The sequence below is a fragment of the Devosia yakushimensis genome, assembly GCF_030159855.1.
In the GTDB taxonomy this organism is placed as follows: domain Bacteria; phylum Pseudomonadota; class Alphaproteobacteria; order Rhizobiales; family Devosiaceae; genus Devosia; species Devosia yakushimensis.
This window is the reverse complement of sequence record NZ_BSNG01000001.1, coordinates 1,427,757-1,453,298: the sequence shown is the minus strand read 5'-3', so window position 1 is coordinate 1,453,298 and position 25,542 is coordinate 1,427,757. Positions and strand designations below refer to the sequence as shown.

The 25,542-nt window shown below is 61.1% G+C and carries 25 protein-coding genes and 2 tRNA genes; 8 read left to right on the top strand and 19 right to left on the bottom strand.

Annotation, left to right across the window (positions count from 1 at the left end; translation table 11 throughout):
* The 4 genes from QQL79_RS07190 to QQL79_RS07175 form a co-directional block, all read right to left on the bottom strand.
* Positions 1–76 (bottom strand) — tRNA-Val (locus QQL79_RS07190).
* Between the two features lie 168 nt (positions 77–244).
* The gene (locus QQL79_RS07185) at positions 245–517 is read right to left on the bottom strand and encodes an HU family DNA-binding protein (protein ID WP_284389349.1); all 273 of its coding nucleotides are present in this window, start codon (positions 515–517) and stop codon (positions 245–247) included.
* A 204-nt stretch (positions 518–721) separates the two neighbouring features.
* On the bottom strand, positions 722–1,921 hold the full coding sequence (gene tet, locus QQL79_RS07180; RefSeq protein ID WP_284389347.1) for a Tet(A)/Tet(B)/Tet(C) family tetracycline efflux MFS transporter: 1,200 nt from the start codon (positions 1,919–1,921) through the stop codon (positions 722–724).
* A 282-nt stretch (positions 1,922–2,203) separates the two neighbouring features.
* Positions 2,204–2,860 carry a TetR/AcrR family transcriptional regulator gene (locus QQL79_RS07175; protein WP_284389345.1) on the bottom strand — a complete coding sequence of 219 codons (657 nt, stop codon included), beginning with the start codon at positions 2,858–2,860 and terminating at the stop codon, positions 2,204–2,206.
* 67 nt (positions 2,861–2,927) lie between these two features.
* On the opposite strand from QQL79_RS07175, the gene QQL79_RS07170 reads away from it, so the two are divergent.
* Entirely contained in the window at positions 2,928–3,437 is a 510-nt protein-coding gene (locus QQL79_RS07170; RefSeq protein ID WP_284392832.1) for a DinB family protein, read from the top strand.
* A gap of 64 nt (positions 3,438–3,501) precedes the next feature.
* Here QQL79_RS07170 and lon read toward each other — a convergent pair whose 3' ends face one another.
* Entirely contained in the window at positions 3,502–5,934 is a 2,433-nt protein-coding gene (gene lon, locus QQL79_RS07165; RefSeq protein ID WP_284389341.1) for an endopeptidase La, read from the bottom strand.
* Between the two features lie 442 nt (positions 5,935–6,376).
* On the opposite strand from lon, the gene rocF reads away from it, so the two are divergent.
* On the top strand, positions 6,377–7,357 hold the full coding sequence (gene rocF, locus QQL79_RS07160; protein WP_284389339.1) for an arginase: 981 nt from the start codon (positions 6,377–6,379) through the stop codon (positions 7,355–7,357).
* An 83-nt stretch (positions 7,358–7,440) separates the two neighbouring features.
* Here rocF and clpX read toward each other — a convergent pair whose 3' ends face one another.
* From clpX to QQL79_RS07130, 6 genes are all read right to left on the bottom strand, one after another.
* On the bottom strand, positions 7,441–8,718 hold the full coding sequence (clpX, locus tag QQL79_RS07155) for an ATP-dependent Clp protease ATP-binding subunit ClpX (protein ID WP_284389337.1): 1,278 nt from the start codon (positions 8,716–8,718) through the stop codon (positions 7,441–7,443).
* Positions 8,719–8,895: 177 nt separating this feature from the next.
* Positions 8,896–9,522 carry an ATP-dependent Clp protease proteolytic subunit gene (locus tag QQL79_RS07150; RefSeq protein ID WP_284389335.1) on the bottom strand — a complete coding sequence of 209 codons (627 nt, stop codon included), beginning with the start codon at positions 9,520–9,522 and terminating at the stop codon, positions 8,896–8,898.
* A 244-nt stretch (positions 9,523–9,766) separates the two neighbouring features.
* A complete protein-coding gene (locus tag QQL79_RS07145) occupies positions 9,767–9,997 on the bottom strand; it encodes a hypothetical protein (protein WP_284389334.1) in 231 nt (76 codons plus the stop codon).
* A gap of 19 nt (positions 9,998–10,016) precedes the next feature.
* Positions 10,017–10,301 (bottom strand): BrnA antitoxin family protein, encoded by a 285-nt coding sequence (locus QQL79_RS07140; protein WP_284389333.1) that lies wholly within the window; start codon positions 10,299–10,301, stop codon positions 10,017–10,019.
* Positions 10,298–10,543, bottom strand: a complete 246-nt coding sequence (locus tag QQL79_RS07135) for a BrnT family toxin (RefSeq protein WP_284389331.1) — start codon at positions 10,541–10,543, stop codon at positions 10,298–10,300. The genes QQL79_RS07140 and QQL79_RS07135 overlap by 4 nt, the downstream gene beginning before the upstream one ends.
* Positions 10,544–10,663: 120 nt before the next feature.
* A complete protein-coding gene (locus QQL79_RS07130) occupies positions 10,664–11,062 on the bottom strand; it encodes a YciI family protein (protein WP_284389329.1) in 399 nt (132 codons plus the stop codon).
* Positions 11,063–11,195: 133 nt separating this feature from the next.
* On the opposite strand from QQL79_RS07130, the gene QQL79_RS07125 reads away from it, so the two are divergent.
* Complete coding sequence (locus QQL79_RS07125) at positions 11,196–12,452, top strand: cytochrome P450 (RefSeq protein ID WP_284389327.1); 1,257 nt, start codon at positions 11,196–11,198, stop codon at positions 12,450–12,452.
* Between the two features lies 1 nt (position 12,453).
* On the opposite strand, the gene QQL79_RS07120 is transcribed toward QQL79_RS07125, so the two are convergent.
* The 4 genes from QQL79_RS07120 to QQL79_RS07105 all read right to left on the bottom strand — a co-directional run bounded on the left by QQL79_RS07120 (position 12,454) and on the right by QQL79_RS07105 (position 16,072).
* A complete protein-coding gene (locus QQL79_RS07120) occupies positions 12,454–13,926 on the bottom strand; it encodes an NAD(P)H-hydrate epimerase (protein ID WP_284389325.1) in 1,473 nt (490 codons plus the stop codon).
* 217 nt (positions 13,927–14,143) lie between these two features.
* The gene (gene tig / locus QQL79_RS07115; protein WP_284389323.1) at positions 14,144–15,523 is read right to left on the bottom strand and encodes a trigger factor; all 1,380 of its coding nucleotides are present in this window, start codon (positions 15,521–15,523) and stop codon (positions 14,144–14,146) included.
* Positions 15,524–15,569: 46 nt separating this feature from the next.
* Positions 15,570–15,654 (bottom strand) — tRNA-Leu (locus QQL79_RS07110).
* Between the two features lie 43 nt (positions 15,655–15,697).
* Positions 15,698–16,072, bottom strand: coding sequence for a nuclear transport factor 2 family protein (locus QQL79_RS07105; RefSeq protein WP_284389322.1), 375 nt, complete (start codon positions 16,070–16,072; stop codon positions 15,698–15,700).
* Between the two features lie 219 nt (positions 16,073–16,291).
* On the opposite strand from QQL79_RS07105, the gene QQL79_RS07100 reads away from it, so the two are divergent.
* Entirely contained in the window at positions 16,292–16,630 is a 339-nt protein-coding gene (locus tag QQL79_RS07100; RefSeq protein ID WP_035079039.1) for a P-II family nitrogen regulator, read from the top strand.
* 71 nt (positions 16,631–16,701) lie between these two features.
* Entirely contained in the window at positions 16,702–18,111 is a 1,410-nt protein-coding gene (glnA, locus tag QQL79_RS07095) for a type I glutamate--ammonia ligase (RefSeq protein WP_284389303.1), read from the top strand.
* 64 nt (positions 18,112–18,175) lie between these two features.
* On the opposite strand, the gene QQL79_RS07090 is transcribed toward glnA, so the two are convergent.
* The 3 genes from QQL79_RS07090 to QQL79_RS07080 form a co-directional block, all read right to left on the bottom strand.
* Complete coding sequence (locus QQL79_RS07090) at positions 18,176–18,571, bottom strand: GFA family protein (RefSeq protein WP_284389301.1); 396 nt, start codon at positions 18,569–18,571, stop codon at positions 18,176–18,178.
* A 73-nt stretch (positions 18,572–18,644) separates the two neighbouring features.
* On the bottom strand, positions 18,645–19,871 hold the full coding sequence (locus QQL79_RS07085) for an acyl-CoA dehydrogenase family protein (RefSeq protein WP_284389299.1): 1,227 nt from the start codon (positions 19,869–19,871) through the stop codon (positions 18,645–18,647).
* A gap of 68 nt (positions 19,872–19,939) precedes the next feature.
* A complete protein-coding gene (locus QQL79_RS07080; protein ID WP_284389296.1) occupies positions 19,940–21,556 on the bottom strand; it encodes an ABC transporter substrate-binding protein in 1,617 nt (538 codons plus the stop codon).
* A gap of 391 nt (positions 21,557–21,947) precedes the next feature.
* Between QQL79_RS07080 and QQL79_RS07075 the strand changes: the two genes are divergently transcribed.
* The 3 genes from QQL79_RS07075 to QQL79_RS07065 are packed head-to-tail and all read left to right on the top strand — an operon-like array spanning position 21,948 to position 24,172.
* Complete coding sequence (locus QQL79_RS07075) at positions 21,948–22,100, top strand: hypothetical protein (protein ID WP_284389295.1); 153 nt, start codon at positions 21,948–21,950, stop codon at positions 22,098–22,100.
* 21 nt (positions 22,101–22,121) lie between these two features.
* Positions 22,122–23,222, top strand: a complete 1,101-nt coding sequence (locus tag QQL79_RS07070; RefSeq protein WP_284389293.1) for an LLM class flavin-dependent oxidoreductase — start codon at positions 22,122–22,124, stop codon at positions 23,220–23,222.
* On the top strand, positions 23,219–24,172 hold the full coding sequence (locus QQL79_RS07065; protein ID WP_284389291.1) for an amidohydrolase family protein: 954 nt from the start codon (positions 23,219–23,221) through the stop codon (positions 24,170–24,172). Before QQL79_RS07070 ends, QQL79_RS07065 begins: the two co-directional genes overlap by 4 nt.
* 267 nt (positions 24,173–24,439) lie before the next feature.
* Here QQL79_RS07065 and QQL79_RS07060 read toward each other — a convergent pair whose 3' ends face one another.
* On the bottom strand, positions 24,440–25,501 hold the full coding sequence (locus QQL79_RS07060) for an aldo/keto reductase (RefSeq protein WP_284389290.1): 1,062 nt from the start codon (positions 25,499–25,501) through the stop codon (positions 24,440–24,442).
* Positions 25,502–25,542: the final 41 nt, after the last annotated feature.

Here is a 25,542-nt window from a genome sequence, read left to right as displayed (position 1 = left end):
TGGTGGGCGATGACGGACTCGAACCGCCGACATCCTCGGTGTAAACGAGGCGCTCTACCAACTGAGCTAATCGCCCGCCGGCCCAGCGGGCCTGCGTAAGGCGCCCTGATAGGGCGGGTTGCCCCGCCCGTCAACTGGTGTGTGCCCAGATTCAGCGCTGGCACACACTTGCAGGCGGCAAAAAAAGAATTGGCCCCGGCGCAATGCGCACGGGGCCGATCACCATAGCGAACTTTCGTCCGTATTAGTTGATCGCGTCCTTCAGGCCCTTGCCGGGCTTGAACTTGGCCTGATTGGAGGCCGGGATCTTGATCTCTGCACCGGTCGCAGGATTGCGGCCCGTGGATGCCTTGCGCTGCGACACCGCAAAGGTGCCGAAGCCGACGAGGCGGACTTCTTCGCCAGCCTTCAGGGAGCCGGTGATAGCCTCGAACACTGCGTCAACCGCTTCGGCGGCCTGTGCCTTGGTGATCGTCGCCTTGTCGGCAACAACGCCAACCAGATCGTTTTTGTTCATAGCGTTTCCTCACAGTGAATGCCCGCCATTTTTGGCGAACCAACCGCCGCAACCCTTTTGCGATTCTGCGTGAAAGGCAAGGAATTCCGGGCGTCTTGGCGCGCCAGACGGTGCAAAACCGTTATTGGACCGGAAAATCGGGCCCGGCAAGTCCGCTTTGCCGGCTTTTGCCCCGCTTTCCTGGGTTATTGCAGCTTTTCCGCGCTATTCCGCACGAGCCGGCACCGGAGGGCGCGTGCGGCGGATTCCCAGCATCAGCGGAAGCGCCAGCAAATAGACGCCCGCCCCCACAATCCAGGTCAGGCCCGGCCAGCCGCCACGCAGCTCATGGTAGACATAGCTGAAGAAGAGCGGCCCGAAAACGGCGGCAAGACTGACCAGGCTCGCCAGCACCCCCTGCAACTGGCCCTGCCGATCGGCACCGACCTGGGTGGTGACCAGCGATTGCAGCGCCGGCATGCCAATGCCGCCCAGCGCAAAGAGCGGCGCCAGGGCGAACAGCACCCAGCCCTGGGTCGCGATGCCCAGGATCGCCAATGCCGTCAATTCGCAGGCCATACCGACAATCAAGGCCCAGCGTTCGCCCAGCCGCGCGACGGCGGGGCCTGTGAGAAAAGCCTGCGCGCCGGCATGAAAAACCCCGAACGCGCCCAGCGACAGGCCGATCATCATGCCGTTCCACTGGAAGCTGTCCTCGCTGAACAGCGCCCAGATCGTGCCATACATGGTACCGACGAAATTCATGATGACGAAGATGGCCATCAGCGGAATCAGCGTCTTGAAGGTCAGCGCCCATTTGAGCGGCTTGAACGGATTGAGGGTTTCGAGATCGAAGCGGGCCCCGGGCTGGCCGGGCCGCGATTCCGGCAGCACGAACAGCGCCAGGGCGAAGTTCACGGCATTGAGCAAGGCGGCGGCGATGAAGGGCGCCCGCACCCAGAAATCACCCAGAAACCCACCCAGAACCGGGCCGATGATGAAGCCGATGCCGAACATGGCGTGGAAGAGACCAAACCGCTGCGCGCGCTCCTCCTCGCTTGAAATGTCAGTGATATAGGCGGTCGCCACAGCCATATTGGCGCTGGAAATGCCGGAGATAGCGCGGCCGAGCACCAGCATCCAGAGCTCGGGCGCAAAGGCCATGATCAGGTAATCGATGGCGGCGCCGGCCAGCGACACCAGCAGCACGGGGCGGCGGCCGAAACGGTCACTCAAAACACCCAGCACCGGCGAAAACAGGAATTGGCAGGCCGCATAGAGCGCCAGCATGAGCCCCAGCAGCGTCGAAACTTCGCTGACATGGCCGACATCGCGCAGCAGCGCCGGCAGAATCGGAAAAATCAGGCCAATGCCGATCGCGTCAAGCGTAACGGCAGCCAGAATGACGACGAGTGCCTTGTTCAAGGTCTTGGCTCCATTGCTTCCCGCCGCATCCGCAAGCTCGAGCAAAGCCGAGTTCCAGACCCTCCTGACAGGCACACTGATGTAACTGCTTCACGGCGCCGTTACAAGCACGCGTTCACGCCTTGTTCCAATTATGTGCCGTTGCTACATTTAAGGGCGTGCTGCTGACAGCGTACGGCAGCAGTGGTGCCGGCGCGGGCATGCGGGTTGGCTACTTCGCCACTTGCGGTGGCCGCTATTCCGCTCGCCATCGGACCGGTAGGTATAGAATCGATACGATCCTCAATCACATGCCGGAAATCTCGGATAAGTCCCTGCGCCGCCACTGACGAGCAGCAGGCTGACCAGCTGTATCAGTTCAGCCTGCATGGCTGGGTCGGCCAGGGTGCCGCGGCGGGCGGCGTTGTGGATCACTCCGTCGATGGCGTCGGAGACGATCAGGGCAGTGCGGCGGTCATCCTCGTTGACCGGACGCTTCCGGCAGGCGGCGACTGCCTCGGCGTAGTAGCGGAGATATTCGATCTCGAACGCGCTGTTGGGATTGCGGTATTCGTCGGAACTGGGGGCCTCGTCCAGCAAGACGCGGTGCAATCGAGGATGAATGCTGTGGGCCGCGACCATGGCCTCGACGAGGCTTGCAGCCAGCTGCGCCGACGATAATCCGGCCGTGCCGCATACGCGCACCGCGGCAAGGCAATCGTCGAGATGGCGCCGGCGGATGGCGTCGACCAGAGAGAGCTTGTCGGGAAAGTACTGGTAGAGCGAACCAATGCTGACGCCCGCCAGGTCGGCGACCTTGTTGGTGGTAAAGCCACCCCAGCCTTCATCGCCCAAAACGCGAGCCCCGGCCTGGACGATGGCATCCACGGTAGCGCGGGAACGGGCCTGGCGCGGATGCTTGCGCATCTGCGATTGCTGGCCGGCAATGCGAGTAGACATCGGACGCCTCCGGTTCAGAATGTGAGTGAATTACTCGCATTCTTTATGCCGGAAGGACAGATAGATGATGATTACCCTGCTTCGCGAGCTCTATGGCTATCACGCCTGGGCCAATGGCGAGCTGTTCGACAAACTGGCGGCGCTGGACCCACAGGGGAGCGAACTCCACACCGCCCTGAGGCTGATCAGCCACTATCACGTGGTAGCGGAGATTTTTTCCGCGCATCTGACTGGCCGGCGGCACGGCCATGTCGCCGACAATGTGGCCGAAACGCCGACGCTGGAGGCGTTGCGCGGAGCAGTCGCCGCCACAGACCAATGGTATCTCGATTATGCCGGCAATGTTTCGGCGGACGAACTTGCCGCACTTGTTCCATTCACCTTCACCGATGGCGACCAGGGATGCATGAGCCGGCAGGAAATGCTCATCCATGTGGCCCTGCATGGCGGCTATCATCGCGGTGAGGTGGGCCGGATATTGTGGGGGCTGAGCATTACCCCGCCCTGGGACACGTTCGCCGTATATCTCCACCAGTCCGAGCCTGCCCGGCGGCTGCAACAAGTGGCAGCACGATAGCGGCAGGCAAAGAAAACGGCGGCCCTTTCGGACCGCCGTTTCCTGTTCTGCGATTTTGGTCTGCCTAATGCGGCAGGCCTGCGCTGGCTTCGTCGCCGGCTTCCACCGTGGTCGACACCGCCGGGGCGGCTTCGTCGAAATTCCACTCGATGGGCTCTGGCTTACGCACCAGGGCGCGCTCGATGACCTGGTCCATGCGGCTGACCGGCACGATTTCCATGCCTTCCTTGACGATATCAGGGATCTCGGCGAGATCGCGCACATTCTCTTCGGGGATCAGCACGGTCTTGATGCCACCACGGAGGGCCGCAAGGAGCTTTTCCTTGAGGCCGCCAATGGGCAGCACCCTGCCCCGCAGCGTGATCTCGCCGGTCATGGCAACATCATTGCGGACGGCAATGCCGGTCATTACCGAGACGATGGCAGTGGCCAGACCGATACCGGCCGAGGGACCATCCTTGGGGGTGGCGCCTTCGGGCAGGTGGACGTGGATGTCACGCGTGTCGAACATCGGCGGCTTGATGCCGAAATCGATGGAGCGCGAGCGCACGTAAGCCGTGGCAGCGGTAAGCGATTCCTTCATCACTTCCTTGATGTTGCCGGTGACCGTCATGCGGCCCTTGCCCGGCGTCATCACGCCTTCGATGGTCAGCAGCTCGCCACCAACCGAGGTCCAGGCCAGACCGGTCACCAAACCAACCTGAGACTCGGCCTCGATCTCGCCGTGCTTGTAGATATCGGCGCCGAGATACTTGGTCAGCTTCTCTTCATCGATGGTGATCGACTTGACCTTGGTCTTGACGATCTCGGCCACGGCCTTGCGCATCAGCTTGCTGATTTCGCGCTTGAGGTTACGCACGCCCGCTTCACGGGTGTAGCGCTGGATCAAGGCGGTCAGCATGGCGTCATCGAGCACGAACTCGCCATGGGCAAGCCCGTTTTCCTTGAGCGTCTCCGGGATCAGGTGCTGCTTGGCGATCGCATGCTTCTCCTGCTCGGTGTAACCCGACAGGCGAATGATCTCCATGCGGTCCATCAGCGGGCCGGGGATGTTCAGGGTGTTCGAGGTCGTCACGAACATCACGTCGCTGAGGTCATAATCGACCTCGAGATAGTGATCGGCAAAGGTGTGGTTCTGCTCCGGATCGAGCACTTCGAGCAGTGCCGAGCTGGGATCGCCACGGAAATCCTGGCCCATCTTGTCGATTTCATCGAGGAGGAAGAGCGGGTTGGACTTGCCGACCTTCTTGAGCGACTGGATGACCTTTCCGGGCATGGAGCCGATATAGGTGCGGCGGTGACCGCGGATTTCGGCTTCGTCCCGAACCCCGCCAAGCGCCATGCGCACGAATTCACGGCCGGTCGCCTTGGCGATCGACTTGCCGAGCGAAGTCTTGCCAACACCCGGAGGGCCAACCAGGCACAGGATCGGGCCCTTGAGCGAGCCGGTACGGCCCTGCACGGCCAGATATTCGAGGATGCGTTCCTTGACCTTCTCGAGGCCATAGTGATCCTCGTCCAGAACCTTTTCGGCCAGGACCAGATCACGCTTGACCTTGCTCTTCTTGCCCCAGGGCAGGCCGAGCAGCGTATCGAGATAATTGCGCACGACGGTGGCTTCAGCCGACATCGGGCTCATGGTCTTGAGTTTTTTCAGTTCAGCTTCGGCCTTGAGCCGGGCTTCCTTGGAAAGCTTGGTCTTGGCGATACGCTCCTCGATCTCAGCGATCTCGTTGGAGCCTTCTTCGCCGTCGCCCAGTTCCTTCTGGATCGCCTTCATCTGCTCGTTGAGGTAGTACTCGCGCTGCGTCTTTTCCATCTGCCGCTTGACGCGGCTACGGATACGCTTTTCCACCTGCAGAACGCCGATCTCGCCTTCCATCAGGCCAAGAATCTTCTGGAAGCGCTCAATGACCGAAACGGTACCGAGCAGGTCTTCCTTCTCGTTGATCTTGATGACCAGGTGGCTGGCAATGGTGTCAGCAAGCTTACTATGGTTCTCGATCTGCCCCACGGCAGCGACGACCTCGGCCGAGATCTTCTTGTTGAGCTTCACATAGCTCTCGAACTCGGTGGTGGCCGAACGGGCCATGGCCTCGATCTCGGTGGGGTCTTCCACCGGTTCGGGCAGCACGGACGCTTCAGCCTCGAAATAATCGACAGTCTGCAGGTAGCGATCGATGGTCGCGCGGTTCAGGCCCTCGACCAGCACCTTGACGGTGCCATCGGGAAGCTTGAGCAGCTGCAGGACGGTGGCAATGGTGCCGGTTTCAAAAATCTGGTCCGGGCTCGGATCATCGTCCTGCGCATTCTTCTGGGTCACCACCAGAATATGCTTGTCATCGCGCATGACTTCTTCGAGCGCCTTGACCGATTTTTCGCGGCCGACGAACAGCGGCACGATCATGCCGGGGAACACGACGATGTCGCGCAGGGGCAGAACTGGGTACACCCGGTCCCGGCTCGCATCGCCAGTGGCGGGATTGACGTCCGTCATCTCGTATCCTTTCCGGGGCGCGCGGGAGGAAGGAGATGGATGCGCGCCCGTTATAGACAGCTCCAGTTATAGATGCTGGGCTGATTCCGGTTAATAAATAGGTTCGCCTATGGAGCCCGCAAGTCAACCTTTGCAGATTTGTCACGGTTAACTCGTGAACGCACAGGAGATATGCGGTCGAGCCCGGAAACACCGGTGTGCCTTGGCTGCAGCATGCATGTGGGAGGATCGGTTCCTATGCATCCCCACCCACGGTGTCATTCCTGCGACGGCCGCAATCCAAGTCCCTGGCCGCCAACACGCATCTAGCGCTGGGATGGCTTCAGCATGGATTCCGGCCTTCGCCGGAATGACATCGAGGTTTGTTTCCGTTGCGGTGGCGTGCCCCTTGCTCCCATCCGATATCGGCATCATCATCAAGCACCACAAGGACCCTGCCCCTATGACCACACGTCCCCGCCGCATCGATCTTCTGGGTATTGCGACGGCGGCCGGCGCTTCGGTGCGAGGCGCGGGCATGGGGCCGGAGGCGCTGCGCGTGGCCGGGCTCATCGAGGCGCTGGTCGATCTTGGCCATGACGTCGCCGATTTCGGCGATCTGCGCCGTCCCCACACCCTGCCCGGCACCAGCCCGGCCAGTTGGCGGCTGCCCGACGAACGGCGCGCCGATGTGCTCGACCTGGCAGCCCGCTCCAGCGATCAGGGGCTCGATATTCTCAAGGCCGGTCACTTTCCGGTGTTCCTGGGCGGCGATCATTCGATTGCCATGGGCACGGTCTCTGCCGTGGCACGGCATTGTGCGGATAGTGGCAAACCGGTCTTCGTGCTGTGGATCGATGCTCATGCCGATTTCAACACGCCGCTCACCTCGCCCAGCGGCAATCTGCACGGCATGCCGCTCGCCCTGCTCTGCGGCGAGGAAGAGTTTGGCGAAGAATATCGCGGTCCATGGCTCGGCCGGATCGATCCGAAGAATGTTGCCGTGATCGGCGCCCGCTCGGTGGACCGCGAGGAACGGCGCCTGCTGACCGCACGCGGCGTCGAGACCATAGATATGCGGCGGATCGATGAAATGGGCGTCGTCGCCCTGATGCGCGGCTTCCTTGACAAGGTAAGGGCCGCTGGCGGGCATTTGCATGTGAGCCTTGATGTGGATGCCATGGACCCCTCCATTGCCCCTGGCGGCGGCACGCTGGTCCCTGGCGGGCTCAGCTATCGCGAAGCGCACCTGATCATGGAAATGCTGCATGACAGCGGCGTAGTGGGCTCGCTGGACGTGGTGGAGCTCAATCCCTTCCTCGACCATGGCGGCAAGAGCGCGACGCTGCTGGTGGACCTCGTGGCGAGCCTCTTCGGCCGGCAGATCATGGGGGAAGAACCCGGGCCGGTGGCGTTTGTCACGGAGGGTGAGATCGAAGAGTAGCGGATCGGGTACCGTTCCTCCCCATCCCAAAAACAAAAACGCCGGGCTCATCACCCGGCGTCTTCAATTCAATCCGCAAAAACTCACGCCGTTGCGGGCGCTTCGTCCTTCTTGCGCTCGGAATAGATGTAGAGGGGACGCACGTCCTTGCCCTTCACCACATCCTCCGAGATCACCACTTCTTCCACGCCTTCGAGCGAGGGCAGGTCGTACATGGTGTCGAGCAGGATGGCTTCCATGATCGAGCGCAGACCGCGGGCGCCGGTCTTGCGCTCGATGGCCTTTTCGGCGATCGCCTTGAGAGCGTCCTCGTGGAAGGTCAGCTCGACCTCTTCCATCTGGAACAGGCGCTGGTACTGGCGCACCAGGGCATTCTTGGGGGCGGTCAGGATTTCGATCAGGGCGGCGATATCAAGGTCTTCGAGGGTCGCCAGCACAGGCAGGCGGCCGATGAATTCCGGGATCAGACCGAACCGCACCAGGTCTTCGGGGGCCACATCGGCAAGAATCTGGCCGACGCGACGGTCGTTGGGGTCCTTGACGGTAGCCGAGAAACCGATGCCCGAGCCTTCGCCACGCGCCGAGATGATCTTTTCGAGCCCGGCAAAGGCGCCGCCACAGATGAACAGGATATTGGTCGTGTCCACCTGCAGGAATTCCTGCTGCGGATGCTTGCGGCCGCCCTGGGGCGGAACCGAAGCCACGGTGCCTTCCATGATCTTGAGCAGGGCCTGCTGCACGCCTTCGCCCGAAACGTCACGGGTGATCGACGGGTTGTCGGACTTGCGGCTGATCTTGTCGACTTCGTCGATATAGACGATGCCGCGCTGGGCCTTCTCGACATTGTAGTCGGCCGACTGCAGGAGCTTGAGAATGATGTTCTCAACGTCCTCGCCGACGTAACCGGCCTCGGTCAAAGTAGTCGCGTCGGCCATGGTAAAGGGCACATCGAGGATGCGCGCCAGCGTCTGGGCCAGCAGGGTCTTGCCCGAGCCGGTCGGCCCGATCAGCAGGATATTGGACTTGGAAAGCTCGATATCCTGGTTCTTGCTGGCGTGATGCAGACGCTTGTAGTGATTGTGGACGGCCACGGAGAGCACGCGCTTGGCGCGGAACTGGCCGATGACATAGTCGTCGAGCACCTTGCAGATTTCTGCGGGTGTCGGCACGCCATCGGAGGACTTGACCATGGAGGTCTTGTTCTCTTCGCGGATGATGTCCATGCAGAGTTCAACGCATTCATCGCAGATGAATACGGTGGGACCTGCGATCAGCTTGCGAACCTCATGCTGGGATTTCCCGCAGAACGAGCAGTAAAGCGTGTTCTTCGAGGATTCGCCGTTTGTTGTCTCTTTGGACATCCAGTTACTCCCGGGGGTACGGAACCCCCAAAATTCAGCGGTACCGATAACGGTAACGCCCGAGGCCTAAAGAAAGTCTAAGCCGAACCGACCTTAATGGCCGATCCGGCTCGGTGCAATTGCACTCACGTCACAGTCAACGCAGTGTCACCAAACGCTGTTAACAGCGGGAGGATCTTAGCTGCCCTCAGGAACGACGCGCTTCTCAAAGACGCTGTCGATGATACCGAAGGTCTTGGCTTCCTCAGCCGACAGGAAGTTGTCGCGCTCCAGCGCCTTTTCGATTTCCTCGTAAGTGCGGCCGGTGTGCTTCTCATAAATCTGATTAAGACGGCGCTTCAAGCCCTCGACTTCCTTGGCGTGAATCAGGATGTCGGTGACCTGGCCCTGATAGCCGCCGGAGGGCTGATGGACCATGATGCGCGAGTTCGGCAGGCTGGTGCGCATACCGGCTTCGCCGGCAGCGAGCAGGAGCGAGCCCATGGAGGCCGCCTGCCCCATCACCATGGTGGCGACGGCCGGGCGGATAAACTGCATGGTGTCATAGATGGAAAGGCCAGCCGTCACCACGCCACCGGGCGAGTTGATGTACATGGCGATTTCTTTTTTCGGATTCTCTGATTCGAGGAACAGCAGCTGGGCCACGATCAGGCTGGCCATATTGTCCTCGACCACGCCGGTCACGAAAATGATGCGCTCGCGCAGCAGGCGCGAATAGATATCGAAGGCGCGCTCGCCCCGATTGGACTGCTCGACCACCATGGGAACGAGCGTATTCATGTAGATATCGTGCGGATCTCGCATGTGATGCCCCTTGAGCTGCGCCGGGTCGCGTGGATACCGGGCTAGCCATCTTCGGTTGGAACACTACTGCCGGGCCAGGACATCCAGGGTCCGGCGGAAGTGTCGAAATTTCGAATCAGCGCGACTGGCCGATTGCAGACGATGCCGCCTTAATGTGCGGTAAAGCCAGAGATAGGCGGCAATGGGGCGCGCTTCAATAGCCGTGACACGCGATGTGACGGCAAGGTGAATGGCCGCAGGTGCATCAGGCCGAGAAGCTGACCGCGACGCCCTTTTTCTTGAAGTAGGACTGCATGATCTTGCGGCCCTGCCGGTTGGACTGCGCCAGCTTGGCTGGCTCGAACACCGCTTCCTTGGCGCCTTCGCGGGCCATGGCGACCTTGAGGGCCGCGATATGGGCGTCCAGTTCCTCGTTATTGTTCTTGATCGAGGTGTAGATGTTCTCGATGGCTTGGGTCAGCGTCAGATCGCTCACGGCGGGCTCCAAAAAGAGTCTAGAGTTTGGCTGCCTTCAAGACATCATTAATGCGCGATTGCCAACCCTTTCCGGTGGCTTTGAACTTCTCGATCACATCCGGATCGAGCCGTAGCGAGATTTGCTGGCGGGGAGATGCGACCTTCGGGCGCCCGCGAGCGCGGCGAATGCTCTCGGCAAGGTCAGGATAGACCTCGGCGAATGGGCGAGCCTGCGCCAATTCTTCGTCTGTCAGCTCTGGACTGTCCACGGCGTCCCAATCTTCCCGGGTATAGCCTTGGCCTTCCTTGAATTCCTTGGTCATAATAACCTCCTTTCCCGCGGGCTGGCCGCGCGCATCGAGATCACTGAAATTGCCTCGGTGCCGTAGATTACGTGAATTACGACGATCCCGGCGCCATCGAACCAGCCAATTGCCACTTTGCGACCGGACTTACCCGGCACGATGATCGCCTCCTCAAAGAACGCGGTCGTCAACTCAGCAAAATCCATGCCGTGTTTTGCAATATTGGCTCGCCGCTTCGGCTCGTCCCAAACAATCCGCATCGATTTTCTGTATCACTTTATATAGCAATCCATATTAAAAGTGCTACACAAAATTTCGTGCGTCCAGTGCTTGCTGTCAAAAACGCGGATGGCGAGCGTAGCCCGCCATCCGGAATATGATCAGATGGTCCGGAAATCGGGGCGCGCCTGCCCGGTTTCGCTGTGGCGATGCTCTTCCATCAAGGGGCGGATTTCGACCCGGCCGTATTCTTTTATGGGATCGTCTTCCAGGAGGGCGAGAACCGCCGCCATGTTTTCGGCTTCGAGCAGCAGGAAACCGCCGACCCATTCCTTGGCTTCGGTATAGGGGCCGTCGGTTTGCGAGAGCTTAGCCAGGCGCTGCCGGCCAATCGAGATTGCCGTTTCCGGCTCGGCCAGGGGCGAGGCGATGAGCAGGTTTCCGCTCGCTCGCAGGCGATGGTCGTGTTCGATCGTGGCGTCGTCGAGCTGGCGCTGTTGCTCGGGTGTGATGCCATCGAAGGCGTCAGATTCGAAGTGGACGAGGCAGAGAAATTTCATGATCGGTCTCCCGTGGTTGAACATGACCCCGACGACTGGCAAACCGCAGGTTCGACTATTTTTCTCCTTGTCGCATCACGAATGTCAGTTCGTAATGCCGGCTGTTTGATTTCTCTATTGGTTCCCCTCATCCATGGCCGCCATTCTCCAGCTCAAGCCCGTCGAAAACGTTCCCCAGAACCGGCGCGGCAGTGCCGATCCGCGCGATCCCATTTTCTACCAGAACCCCTACGCCTTCTATGATCGGCTGCATGCGGACAATTCCACCTTCTTCTGGGATGAATACGGCCATTGGTGCTTCGCGGGCTTCAAGGAGGTCAGCGCCTTGCTGCGGGACAAGCGGTTCGGCCGCGAAATCCTGCATGTCGCGAGCCGGGAAGAGCTGGGCATGCCCAAGCCCAAGCCGCATACCGCCGCGTTCGATCTCACCGAGAAATATTCCCTGCTCAATCTGGAGCCGCCTGGGCATACCCGGCTGCGGACGCTGGTCAACCGCGCCTTCGTGTCGCGGCATGTCGAGCAATTGCGGCCGCGGATCATCAGGCTGGCCAATGAGATGATCGATGGCTTCGAGGATCAGGAAAGCATCGACCTGATCAAGGCTTTCGCCGCACCGATTCCCGCCATCATCATCGCCGAAATGCTGGGGCTGCCGGCCGAGGCAGCGCCGCAACTGCTCGCCTGGTCCAATCGCATGGTGGCCATGTACATGTTCGGTGTGACGCATGAGACCGAACTGGACGCCAATGATGCAGCCCAGGATTTCATGGATTACCTGCACGCCGAAATCGCGATCCGCCGCAAGCAGCCGCGCGAGGATTTGCTGACCCATATGCTGACCGCCGAGCAGAATGGCGAACGACTGAGCGACGAAGAGGTGATGTCGACCGCTATCCTGCTGCTCAATGCGGGGCACGAGGCCACCGTCCATACGACGGGCAATGGCGTCAAATCGATCCTCGAAAGCGGCATCGATCCGGCGACGCTTTTCACCAGCGACGAGCAATCGGCGGCGACGGCGGAGGAATGCCTGCGGTTCGATGCGCCGCTGCATATGTTCACCCGCTATGCGCTGAGCGACGTCGACTATGAGGGCATCGAGCTGCGCAAGGGCGACGTAATCGGGCTGATGCTGGGGGCCGCCAATCGCGATCCCGCGCGGTTTGCCAATGCCAATAGATTCGACCCGTTCCGCACCGATGGCGCCAATGTCAGCTTCGGCGCCGGCATCCATTTCTGCATCGGAGCGCCGCTGGCGCGGATCGAATTGCAGGTTGCGTTCAGTGAATTGTTCCGGCGGCTACCGAAGCTGCGGATCGCCGAAGAACCGCGATACAATAATGTCTATCACTTCCACGGACTGGAAAAATTGATGGTGAGCTGGCGCTAGCCTAAAGGCTCGCCAACACGCCCGGGATCAACAGGGGCAAATCTTCGCTGATCAGGCCGGGGCCGCCGAAGCGGTTGGCTGCCTCGGCATGTAGCCAGACACCGGCGCAGGCGGCTTCCCAGCCGTCCATGCCCTGCCCCATCAGTCCGGCGATCACGCCGGCCAGCACGTCGCCCGAGCCGGCCGTGCCCAGCCAGGCGGGTGCATTGGTGTTGATGGCGGCGCGGCCGTCGGGGGCGGCAATGATGGTGTCGCTGCCCTTGAGCACGACGATGGTGCCCGAATGTGCGGCGGCGGCGCGGGCCATATCGAGTTTGCCGCCCGGCACGTCGCCAAACAGCCGCTGAAATTCCCCTTCGTGCGGCGTGATCACCACCGGGCGGGGCTTTGCCTTGACCGCATCGAATAGCACGATCGCGTCGCCCGAAAAGCTGGTCAATGCGTCGGCATCGAGCACCACGGCGGCGTCCGAAGCCAGCACGGTCAGCACATTGTCGCGGGTTTGTGGCCCCACACCGGCAGCCGGACCGATAACCACGGAGCGCACCCGCTTGTCGCCGAGCAATTCGGCCAGGGCAGCTGTGTCCTCAGCAGGCTTGAGCATGACGGCGGTGACATGGGCGGCGTGGACCAGCAGGGCCTGTTCCGAGCCCGCCAGCGACACCAGCCCTGCCCCAGCCCGGAACGCTCCCATGGCCGCCAGCCGGGCCGCGCCGGTTTGCAAGGGGCCGCCGGAGACGACGACGCAATGGCCGCGGTCGAATTTGTTGCCGTCTTGGCTGATCTCAGGCAGCGACCAGAGGCTAGGCCCGTTCTGCCAGGCAGTTGGCGCAATCGGGTTGAGCACAGCATCGGGAATGCCGATATCGCCCAGCACCACCTCACCGCACAGCGTGCGCCCCGGCTGCAGCAGATGGCCCGGCTTGAGCCGGAAGAAGGTCACCGTCATTTCGGCGATCATGGCCGCGCTACGCGCCCTGCCCGTCGCGCCATCAATGCCGCTGGGCACGTCGATACTCACCACAGGTCGCGAACTGGCATTGACCGCGTCGATGATCTCCTTGAACGGGCCTTCCACATCCCGGTCCAGCCCCGCGCCCAGTAACGCGTCGACGACCAGATCGGCGTTTTCAATATCGGCGGCCGTTGGCGTTTCCACCCGGCCGGTCCATTGGTCCGCCATGGTGGCGGCGTCGCCCTTGAGCGCATCACGCGCACCGATCAGCCGCAATTGCACCGGCCAACCGCGCTGTTTCAGCAGCCGCGCCACCACGAACCCGTCGCCGCCATTATTGCCCGGTCCGCACAGGACGAGGGCGGAGCGCTGGTAATAGCGCTCGGTGATGGCCTCGGCCACCGCCTTGCCGGCCGCCTCCATCAGGGCCAGCGACTTGACGCCGGACTGAACGGCGAGCCGATCGGCCTCGGCCATCTGGCTGGGAGTGAGCAGGACATCGGCAATATTGGCGGTCATGGGGCGGTCTGCTTTGAATTATGCGGTGTCATTCCGGCGCGGGCCGGAATCCATGCTGAAGGCTATCACCGACATCGACTGTTCGGGCAAGGCACAGAATGGATTCCGGCCTGCGCCGGAATGACCCGGTGGGCGGATATTGCCCGGCGCCTCATAGCAAAAACAAAAAGCCGCCCATTTCTGGGCGGCTTTGAAAATTCGCTTTGGATCAGAACACTTAGTGGTGGTGTTCTTCCGGAACCTCGTCCTCGTCAGCCTGGATCAGCTTGGCGAGTTCGGCGCGGGTCATCTTCTTGTCGGTGATCTCGCCCAGGTCAGCGACATAGTCGACGACCTTGTTCTCGAACACCGGCGCGCGAAGACCGGCAAGAGCCTGCGGGTTCTTGCGGTAATAGTCGTAGACCTGCTGTTCCTGGCCGGGGAAGCGGCGCACTTCGGCGATCAGGGCCTGCTGGTGCTCTTCCTCGGTGACATTGACCTCGTTCTTGTTGCCGATCTCGGCAACGACCAGGCCCAGGCGCACGCGACGCTCGGCGATCTTGCGGTACTGCTCGCGAGCGGCTTCCTCGGTGGTGCCTTCGTCTTCGAAGGAACGGCCGTGGCTTTCCACTTCGTGCTGCACGCGGCCCCAGATGGTTTCAAATTCGGCATCGACCAGCTGGGCCGGGACTTCGAACTTGTGACCGTCGTCGAGCGCGTCGAGAATCTGGCGCTTGACGTGCTGGCGGCTCATCGAGGCCAGCGCGGCTTCCATCTGTTCCTTGACGGCATTGCGCAGGGCGGCAACGTCATCGAGGCCGAGGCGCTTGGCGAAATCATCGTCCAGATCGCCCTGGTTGGGGCCATCGACATGCAGGATGGTGACGTCGAACACGGCGTCCTTACCGGCAAGCTCAGCGCTCTGGTAATCGGCCGGGAAGGTCACTTTGACTTCCTTGGAGCCGCCCTTCTTGACGCCGATCAGCTGCTCTTCAAAGCCGGGGATGAATTCGCCCGAGCCGACAGTGAGGTGAGCATGGTCGGACGTGCCGCCATCAAAGGCCTTGCCGTCGATCTTGCCAACGAAGGAGAGACCCAGGCGGTCGCCGTTTTCGACAACGCCTTCATCGCCCTTGTCGGTATAGCCACGGTTCTGAGCGAAGACGCGATTGACTTCGGCATCCAGCTCTTCGTCGGTGACGTCGACGACAGGCTTGTCGAGCTTGACGCCCTTGAGCTCCATCAGCGCAACCGGCGGCAGAACTTCGTATTCGACTTCGAATGCCAGATCGGCATTGCCGTCGAGCACTTCGTTGATCACGGCCTGATCGTCGGGCAGGTCAACCTTGGGCTGAGCGGCAGCGCGTTCTTCGCGCTTGTCCAGGGTCTCGGACACCGTCGCGTTGATCGCGTCCGTCATCACTTCGCTCATGGCGGAGCGGCCATAGACCTTCTTGAGATAAGAGGTCGGCACTTTGCCCGGACGGAAGCCCTTGATATTGGCCTGGCCCTTGAGCTCCTGGAGCTTGGCATCGAGGCGCGTGACCAGGTCGGCGGCCGGAATGGTAACGCTGAGCTTGCGCTTCAGGCCCTCATTGAGGGTTTCGGTAACCTGCATTCGGTTCAATCCCGTATTCATTAAACTCAGGGCCAGTGTCCAATTGTGGTGCGGGTGAGAGGACTCGAACCTCCACGCCTTGCGGCGCTGGAACCTAAATCCAGTGCGTCTACCAGTTCCGCCACACCCGCAAGGGTACCCGCTGGCCGGGTTGCGCGTGGGTCTAGCCTAAGTTCAACTGTCAGTCAAAGCCTTGCTTGGCAATTTCCCGGGAATGGCGAAGACCTCGGCTATCAACCCATCGCGGATAACAAACATGATCGCCGTTTCAATCGGCTCAGGTCCCAGGCCATGGATCATCTCATGGTCGATCACCGTATTGCCCAATGCGATGCGATTGATGACCTCGGCCCGCAGCCCCTCATGCACAAACCGCTCGCGCGCGTAGAATTCGCCATAGGCCGCTTTTCCGGCCAATAGCGGCGTCATGTCCGGCAGGCGGAAGCTGCGCACATCCTCGGCAAAAGCCGACAGGAAACGTGGCAGATCGCGCTCGTTATAGGCTTCAAACTGAAGCTGGACACATTGAAGTGGCGTCATCATAGTCATTTTTGGGTCGGTTCTTTCACTGAACGATCACAAAATGCACAAAGTCTGTGCAGTTCGATGACATTTTGATCACTGACTGCATCGCAGTTACGATCAGCAACTTCAGCTTACAGCAGTAAGCCTTTAGCAAGACGATATTTTTTATGTTTCCGCCAGCGTGGCACAGGCCGTGCATACGGGATGGCGGTATCCGCCTAAATCAGGCACGTGGAGGCTCAATTGAAAAAAATCGAGGCTATCGTAAAGCCGTTCAAGCTCGACGAAGTCAAAGAGGCGCTGCAGGAGGTTGGCCTGCAGGGCATCACCGTTACCGAGGCGAAAGGCTTCGGCCGGCAAAAGGGCCACACTGAACTTTATCGCGGCGCCGAATATGTCGTGGATTTTCTGCCCAAGGTGAAGGTCGAGGTCGTGTGCCCCGACGAGCTCGCCGAAAAAGCCATCGAAGCGATCCGCAACGCAGCACAAACCGGTCGCATTGGCGATGGCAAGATCTTCGTTTACTCGATCGAGCAGGCCATCCGCATCCGCACCGGCGAATTTGGCGACGACGCGCTCTAAGGGCCCTCCCCCTTAGAAGCGACGCGCCGAGACGAACAACAAGCATTCCGATTTAGACAGGGGAAGACCTAATGACCACCGGAAGCGACCTCCTTCAGAAGATCAAAGACGAGAACATCAAGTATCTCGACCTGCGCTTCACCGATCCACGCGGCAAGCTGCAGCACGTCACGCTCGACGTGTCGATCGTCGATGAAGACCTGTTCGAAGAAGGCACCATGTTCGACGGTTCCTCGATCGGTGGCTGGAAGGCCATCAACGAGTCCGACATGGTGCTGATGCCCGATCCCAATTCGCACTATATGGACCCCTTCTTCGGCGCGTCCACGCTGGTGGTGAACTGCGACATTCTCGAGCCCCTGACCTACCAGCCCTATAGCCGTGATCCGCGCACCACGGCCAAGAAGGCCGAAGCCTTCCTCAAGGCATCGGGCATTGGCGACACCGTCGTGTTCGGCGCCGAGCCCGAATTCTTCATGTTCGACGACGTGAAGTATTCCAACACCCCGTTCAAGGTTGGCTTCGAGGTCGATCACCCCGAACTGCCGTCCAACAATGACACCGCGTATGAAGCCGGCAATAACGGCCACCATATTGGTCTGAAGAAGGGCTATTTCCCGGTTCCTCCGCTGGATAGCGCGCAGGATATCCGTGGCGAAATGCTGGCTGCCATGGCCGACATGGGCGTGGTCGTCGAAAAGCACCACCACGAAGTGGCTTCGGCTCAGCACGAACTCGGCATCAAGTTTGCGCCGATGATCAAGGCTGCCGATGACGTGCAGATCTACAAGTATGTCATCCATCAGGTCGCCAATGCCTATGGCAAGACCGTGACCTTCATGCCAAAGCCGATCTTCGGCGACAATGGCTCGGGCATGCACTGCCACCAGTCGATCTGGAAGGACGGCAAGCCGCTGTTCGCCGGCGACCAGTATGCAGGCCTGTCGATGGAAGCGCTGTACTATATCGGCGGTATCATCAAGCACGCAAAGGCGATCAACGCCTTCACCAACCCCACCACCAATAGCTACAAGCGCCTGGTGCCGGGCTTTGAAGCCCCCGTGCTGCTGGCTTATTCGGCGCGCAACCGTTCGGCTTCCTGCCGTATCCCCTTCGGCCAGTCGCCGAAGTCCAAGCGTATCGAAATCCGCTTCCCCGATCCGCTGGCCAACCCATACCTGGCCTTCTCGGCCATGCTCATGGCCGGCCTCGACGGCATCAAGAACAAGATCCACCCCGGCGAGCCGATGGACAAGGATCTGTACGAGCTGCCGCGCCAGGAACTGATGCAGATCCCGCATGTCTGCGGCTCGCTGCGCGAAGCCCTCAACAGCCTCGATGCCGACCGCGAGTTCCTGCTCGCCGGCGGTGTGTTCGACAACGACCAGATCGACAGCTATATCGAGCTGAAGATGACCGAAGTCGTGAAGTTCGAGCAGACCCCGCATCCGGTCGAATACGAAATGTACTACTCGGCGTAAGCTGCTCTGGTGCAATAAGAAAAGGGACCCGAAAGGGTCCCTTTTCGTTTGGGTACAGACGGCCTCAACCCCGCCCTGGCACCTGCAAATACTGCGGGAGCCCGTCGGCTATGTCGTAGTAGTCGCCTTTGTCGGCGACAAAGATGTGCAGCGCCAATTTGGTATTGGTGGGCGTATCGAAGGCGCCCATGTTGATCCCGATCCGGTCATGGCCGACAATGTCGAAAAAGAGCGAAGAGCCGCAGATCGAGCAGAATCCGCGACGCACGTTCTCCGAAGAGAAATACCAGGTCACTTTCTCCGCTCCCGCGACGCTCACCGCCGACCGCGGCACATCGACACCGGCCTCGTAATGCCCGATATGCTTGCGGCATTTTGTACAATGACAGGCAGACGCCGGTGGCAGCGCCCCTTCGACGGTAAAAGTCACGGCCCCGCATAGGCACGAGCATTGATGCATGTTTTGCCCCTCTTGGAAGGCCAAGTTTGGCAATGCGGGAGCTCGGCGTCAAACTGGATGAACCGGCCTTGACCTAAAAGACCTTGCCTTCCTTGAGATGGGTGGTGGTGCCGTTGAGCAGGTAATCGCCGACGATGCGCGATTTATGCAGCAGCGGGTTGTGGTTGAGCACGGTGCGGATATTGCGCCAATGCCGGTCGAAATTGTATTTGCGCGAGGTAACCGAGCCGCCACCCAGTTCGAACATGCGCTCGGCGGTGCGTGGCCCGAGCTGGCCGAGCACGATCTGCACCCGTGCCGTGGTCACCGCGCTATCCAGCAGCGATTGCTCGATCTCCTCCTCATTGCCCCGGCCAAAGGCCGCAACGGTGTGATCGAGCGCGCGAGCGCCCTCGGCCAGAAGAGCATCGATGGCCAGGGAATTGGCCGCGATCTCGCCAATGACCTGCTGCACGAAATGATCCTCCCGCGCTGTTTCGGCCGTACTATGCGCGGCCGAGCGCGCCTGCCGGCGGACATAATCGAGCCCATCGGCCAGCACATTGCGCACTGCGCCGCCGGCACTGGCCGCCAGATGCAATTGCCGCAGGGTCGAGCAATGCCGGCCAACGAGGTTTTCAAGGCTCCGCCGGGTAAATTCGTGGGCGAACACCTCGACATTGTCGAGAATGACGCCGCCACTGGCGGTCAGCCGCTGACCCATGCCATCCCAATCATCGAGAATTTGGATGCCCGGCCGATCGACCGGCAGCAGCACGCCCACCGTCTGCCCCTCTTCATCCAACGCGCTGAACGAGGCAAAATCGGCAAAGGCGGTGCCGGTCGCGTACCATTTGCGGCCATTGAGCCGCCAGCTCTCGCCCTGCCGCACGATGGTGGTGGTCACCTGCCCCGGCCTGGCCGTCCCCTGCTCGGTATGTGCCCCGGCAAAGAGCTTACCGGCCAGGACCAGCTCGATGGCGCCAGCATCCCGCTCGCCCCGGCCGCTCAACACCAGGTTTTCAACATAGTTGAAATGCGAGCGCAGGGCATGGGCCACATTGGAATCGGCCGCGCCGATCGTGGCGATCAGCTCGATATAGTCGGCCACCGAGCCACCCGGTCCGCCCAGCGACACCGGCACGCGCAACGTACTGAGCCCGGATTCGCGGAACAGGCGGAAAGCTTCGAAAGGCAGTTCCCGATCCTGATCGCGCTGGGCGGCGCCCTTGGCAATCTCGGCAACGAGCGCCGGAACGCGAGCCAGCAGGTCCTCGCGGCTGGGCGGCGATGGCTGAACTTTAGTTGCGGTGGCGCTCATCCTGGCTCCTTAGGGGAAAATCAAAACAAAAAGCGGCCGGACATATCCGGCCGCTGCAGGCTCCAGGCCTATTGCTCGAGGTAGATGTCGGCGCCATTGCTCCACAAATGCTCGACGCCAAGCTTCAGGTTCTTGACGCGCTTGTCGTAGATGGTGAGCACGGCCGGCGTGACGATATCGAGGGTCGGCAGATCCTCCACCACCAGTTTCTGGAACTGGTTGAACAGCTCCAGCCGCTTTTGCGGATCGACCTCGACCGCCGCCGTTTCGAGCAGGCGGTCCACTTCGGGGTTCTCGTATTTCGAACCATTGGTGAAGGGCACGCCGGGCTTGAAGTTCTTGGACCAGTAGAGGCGCTGAATGCCCACCGTGGGGTCGTAGAGATTGCTCATGCCCTCGATGGCGATATCGAAATCGCGATCCGTGAAGATGCGCTTGACGAAGGTGGCAAAGTCCTGCGTCCGCAATTCCACCTGAATGCCGACCTTGGCGAGCGCCTGGGCAAAATATTCGGCAGTCTGCTTGGGCGGGCCGGAAGGCTGGGTCGGATCGATGAAGAGCTTGAAGCGATACCCATCGGCGCCCCGCGGATAGCCGGCCTCGTCCAGCAAGGCCTCCGCCTTGGCCGGATCGAATTCATATTTCGGCAGGTCGGGCGTGTAGAACTTTGCCAGGTCGGGGCTGACTGGACCATCGAGACGGGTCGCGTAGCCCAGATAGATAGTGTTGACGATGAAGTCTTTGTCCACCGCATGGGCGATGGCGTGACGCACCTTGATGTCGGCCAGATACTTGTTTTCGAGGTTGAACTCGGCCCGCGCAATGCTGGGCGAATAGGGCGCCGGATTGGTGTCCACCACCAGATTGGGATTGGCCTTGAGGCGCTCCACATCGGTCAGCGGAATATTGGCCGTCGAAACCTGCACTTCCCCGGTTTCGATGGCGGCCACGGCCGCTGCCGGATCGGTGATGAAGCGGAAAATGAGCTGATCGAGATAAGGCTTGGGTGAACCCCAATAATTCTCGTTACGCACGAAGAGCGCATGGCTGCCGCGCACCCATTCCTGGAACTTGTATGGCCCCGTGCCGATGGGGGCGGTATTGTGCGGGTTTTCAGGGACGTTGGTGCCTTCATAGAGATGCTTGGGCACGATGGGCGCTTCAAAGCTGGCAAAAGCGCTCAGCAGATAAGGCGCGGGCTTGGAGAGAATGAGTTCGACTTCGTTCGGGCTGAGCACATTGGCTTCTTCGACCGAAGCGAACGTGGCGCGGCCGCGCGGATGATGTTCCTTGAGCGCCAGGATGGAGAAGGCAACGTCTTCGGCGCTGAAATCCTCGCCATCATGCCATTTCACGCCCTCGCGCAGCTTGAACCAATAGCGCAGGCCATCCTCCGCGACGGTCCATTCCGTAGCCAATAGCGGCTGCGGATTGAAATCGGCGTCATAGGTCAAAAGGCTCTCATTGGTCTTGCCACTGATGTAGTAGGCCGCCCCCGCACTATGGGCGATCAGCACCAGCACCGGCGGTTCGGTACCGATATTGATGGTGACACTGCCTCCCTTGACCGGCTCTCCCTGGGCCCAGGACAGGCCGGGCACCGCCGCAAGCGCGGCAATGGCAGCGGTGGACAGCAGGAAGGCGCGGCGAGTGGTCGTCAGCACGCCAGGATTGCGGATCGACATTCGAAAATTCCCCGTTGTTGCGGTCTCGGCCAGCGTGAAAGCCAACCATGATCTCGGCCCCCACACCGGGAAGCGGCACAAATGATATAAACTCTAGTGATTTAATCGAGATACTAGATTGCTGAGCACCGGGCCCACGGAGAAAAGGCGGGGCGCTCCTTACCCCAAGCGGAGAATAATATCGCGGGAGCGTCACCGATTGAGGCTTCGGCAGCAAAATCGTGCCTGGAAATAAGGCTTGCCGCCGACCAAGCCAGGCAAGGGCGCCCTGCCCGAAAGAATTTCTGCCGGAAGCGGCACACATAAAATGCCGCTGCAGGATTGGCCGGCAAAACGCAATCGACAATCTCTATCAATTGCATAGACTTAAGGCGCAATGATGGGGCTTCCAATGACCACAGATCAAAACAGCAGCTTGCGCGACCTGCCGGCCCGCCCGCGCGTTGCGGCACGCCGGCGTTTCAACGAAGCCGTATTGCTGGCCGGCATGAGCCTCGCCTTCCTCTTCGCCCTGGCCGTGACCTTCGGTTTCATCAGCGGCTAACCTGCTCTCACGGAGTTTCCCATGGCGTCCGAGTTCATCGGCCACACCTCGAACCGCGAGGGGTCCGACATCGTGCCGACCACCGGCCCGGTCATCGACAAAACCTATATTCGCAACCATGTGCAGGCCGCCGAAACCGCCGGAATCGACAGGCTGCTGATCGGCCAATTCGCGCAATGGCCCGACAATAACCAGATCGCCGCCTATGTGTTCAGCCAGACCGAACGGATCGGGGCCTTGCTGGCCCATCGCCCCGGCCTGATGCAGCCCACGCTGGGCGCGCGGCAATTGGCCAGTCTGGACCAATTTTCCGAGGGCCGCGTCTGGGTGCATATCATCACCGGCGGCTCCGACGCCGATCAGGCCCGCGACGGCGATTTCGAGGATCACGACACCCGCTATGCCCGCACCGACGAATATATCGAGGTGCTCAAAAAGGTCTGGGAAAGCGACGCGCCCTTCGATCACGAAGGCCGATTCTACAAATTCAAGGGCGCCTTCAGCCAGGTAAAGCCCTTCCAGAAGCCGCGCATCCCGATCTCCTTTGGCGGCTCGTCTGACGCTGCAATCGCGGTTGCCGGCAAGCATGCCGATATCTACGCGCTCTGGGGCGAACCGCTCGATGGCACGCGCGAGACCATTGCCAAGGTGCGGGCCGCCGCCATCCAGAATGGCCGCTCGCCTGACGATATCCGCTTCACCCTCGCCTTCCGCACCATCGTCGCCGAAACCGAGGACCAGGCCTGGTCCAACGCCGCCGATATACTCGCCAAGGTCAAGGCGGGCGTGGCGCGGCAGGCCGGGGGCAATGGCGAGAAACTGCCATCCAATGTGGGGTCGGTTCGCCTGCGCGAGGCCGCCAAGCGCGGCAAGGTGCTCGATAAACGCCTCTGGACCGAAGTGGCCGAAGCCAGCGGCGCCGGTGGCAATTCCACCGCTCTGGTCGGCACGCCCGAACAGGTCGCCGAAGCCATTCTCGATTATTACGACGCCGGCATTTCCAACTTCCTCGTGCGCGGTTTCTACCCCACCGAGGACACGGTGACCTATGGCCGCGATGTCGTGCCGCTGGTCAAGGTCGGCATTGCCGAACGCCAAGCCAGGAAAGTTGCCGCAGAATGAGCACGCCTCTCGATATCGTCGACATCCACACTCACCTCTGGCCACCAGCATGGGGCCCGGGCGGCAAATACGCCAAGCCCGCTGGCGCCTTCTCGCCCGAGATCTATCGCAAGATCACGACCCCAGCCGCCCTGGTGGAAGAGTTCGCGGCGGCCGGCGTCTCTCTGGCTGTGGTGACCTCAACCATTGAAAGCCTGTTCGGCGCCGAAGGCGCCGTCGACTTCGCCGCTATACGGGAAGCCAATGAATGGCTGGCCGAACTCGCTGCCAACCAACCAAGCCTCGCCGCCTTCGCCGTAACCGACGTCTTTGCCGGTGACGAAAGTGCGCGCGAGGCCGAACGGGCTATTGTCAATCTGGGACTATCGGGCCTCGTCATCGACTCCTCCCGCAACGGCAAATTCCTCGCCGACCCATCCGCCCGCCCAACGCTCGAAGTCGCAGCCCGGCACCGCGTCCCCGTCTTCGTCCACCCGGTGGCCCACCCCAATTCCGACGTGCTGATCGCCGGCGCGGGTATGCTGGGCAATTCGCTGGGCCGTGGCCTGATGAATGGCGTGGCCTTCCTCTCCATCATCCAGTCGCCCATCCTGCAGGAACTCCCCGACCTGCACCTGATTTTCGCAACCCTCGGCCTTGGCGGCATCGTGCAAGCCGCCCGCGGCGGCCTTTACGGCCGCGCCGAACGCAAACATCAGCCCCGCCCCAATATCTATTTCGACACGATGGGCGATGACCCCGCCATCGTGCGCACCCTGGTCGGTTTCTTCGGCGCCGACCGCGTTCTGGCTGGCACCGACTGGCCCATCCTGCCAGCGCTCCAAGCCCAATCCCTCGCCGCAAACCTGACCGAAGCTGGTCTCTCCGATGCCGACCAGCGTCTGGTCGCCGGCGGCAACGCCCGCCTCCTGCTCGGTCTGAGGGATGCCAAGGCAGAAGCTGCCGAGTAAGGCAACTGCACCCCCCTCAGGGATCGGGCCAACTAAATGTTGAAATCACCCACCGGGTCATTCCGGCGCAGGCCGGAATCCATGCTGAAGACCATCCCCGCGCTGGATGTGTGCGGAACGCCACGGACATGGATTCCGGCCTGCGCCGGAATGACCCGGGGTGTGGGAGGGATTTGAGCAGCGGGGGTGGAGAACTGAGCCCGCCACTCCGAAACAAAAGCGGCCCGCAGATTTCTCTGCGGGCCGTTTTCATAACTCCACCAATCGCTACGCTACGCGCTGCGTACGGTTCAGTGGAATAACCTGCGCCGTACCAGCCGCCGAGCGCGCCACGCGCCCTTCAACAGGATGCCCCGGATCGGTAAAGCCCGGCGTCGAGGGATGCCCTGTTGCGACCAGACGATCCACCAGCGCCTCGTCGTCGGCATCGAGCTTCACATCGAGCGCGCGGACATACCCATCCCAATGCGCTTCCGTGCGCGGGCCGGTAATGGCGGAAGTGATGAGCTGGTTATTGAGCACCCAGGCCAGCGCAAAATCAGCAGCGGCAACGCCTTTGGCTTCGGCATGCGCCGCAATTTCCTTAGCGATAGCAAGCGACTCCGCGCGAAACTCCACGTCATGGATGCGCTTGTCGCCGCGGCCTGCGCGGGTATCGGCCGCCGGCTCTTCGCCTGGATTATACTTGCCGGTCAGCACGCCACGCGCCAGCGGACTATAGGAAACATTGCCCAGCCCATTGGCGACGGCAGCGGGAAGCTGCTCGGCCTCGGCCGTGCGGTTGACGATATTGTAGAGCGGCTGGCTGGCAATCGGGCGGTCGATCCCCAGTTGGTCGGCCAGATGCGCCACTTCGGCAATACGCCAGCCCCGGAAATTGGAAACGCCGAAATAGCGCAGTTTGCCCGCCTTGATCAGGTCGGCAATGGCCCGCACCGGTTCTTCCAACGAGGCGTCGAACACCGCGCGGTGGAAATAGAGGATATCGATATAGTCCGTGCCCAGGCGGCGCAGGCTGGCGTCAACGGTCTCGTTCACCCATTTGCGCGAATAGCCGCCCTTATTGGGGCCCTTGTCGCGTGAATTGACGAATTTGGTGGCCACCACCCAGTGGTCGCGATGGGCCTTGATGCCCTGCCCCACCACTTCCTCGGACTTGCCGTCATTATAGACGTCAGCAGTGTCGATGAAATTGATGCCCTGCTCGCGCGCCTTGTCGATGATACGGAATGCCTCGTCGTCGGGCGTCGGGCCACCGAACATCATGGTGCCGAGGGTAATCGGGGATACCTTGAGCGCGCTGCGCCCCAGATAGCGGTAATCGACCATATTGTTTCTCCGTTATGGGTCGTTGTGATGCAAAGAGCAGC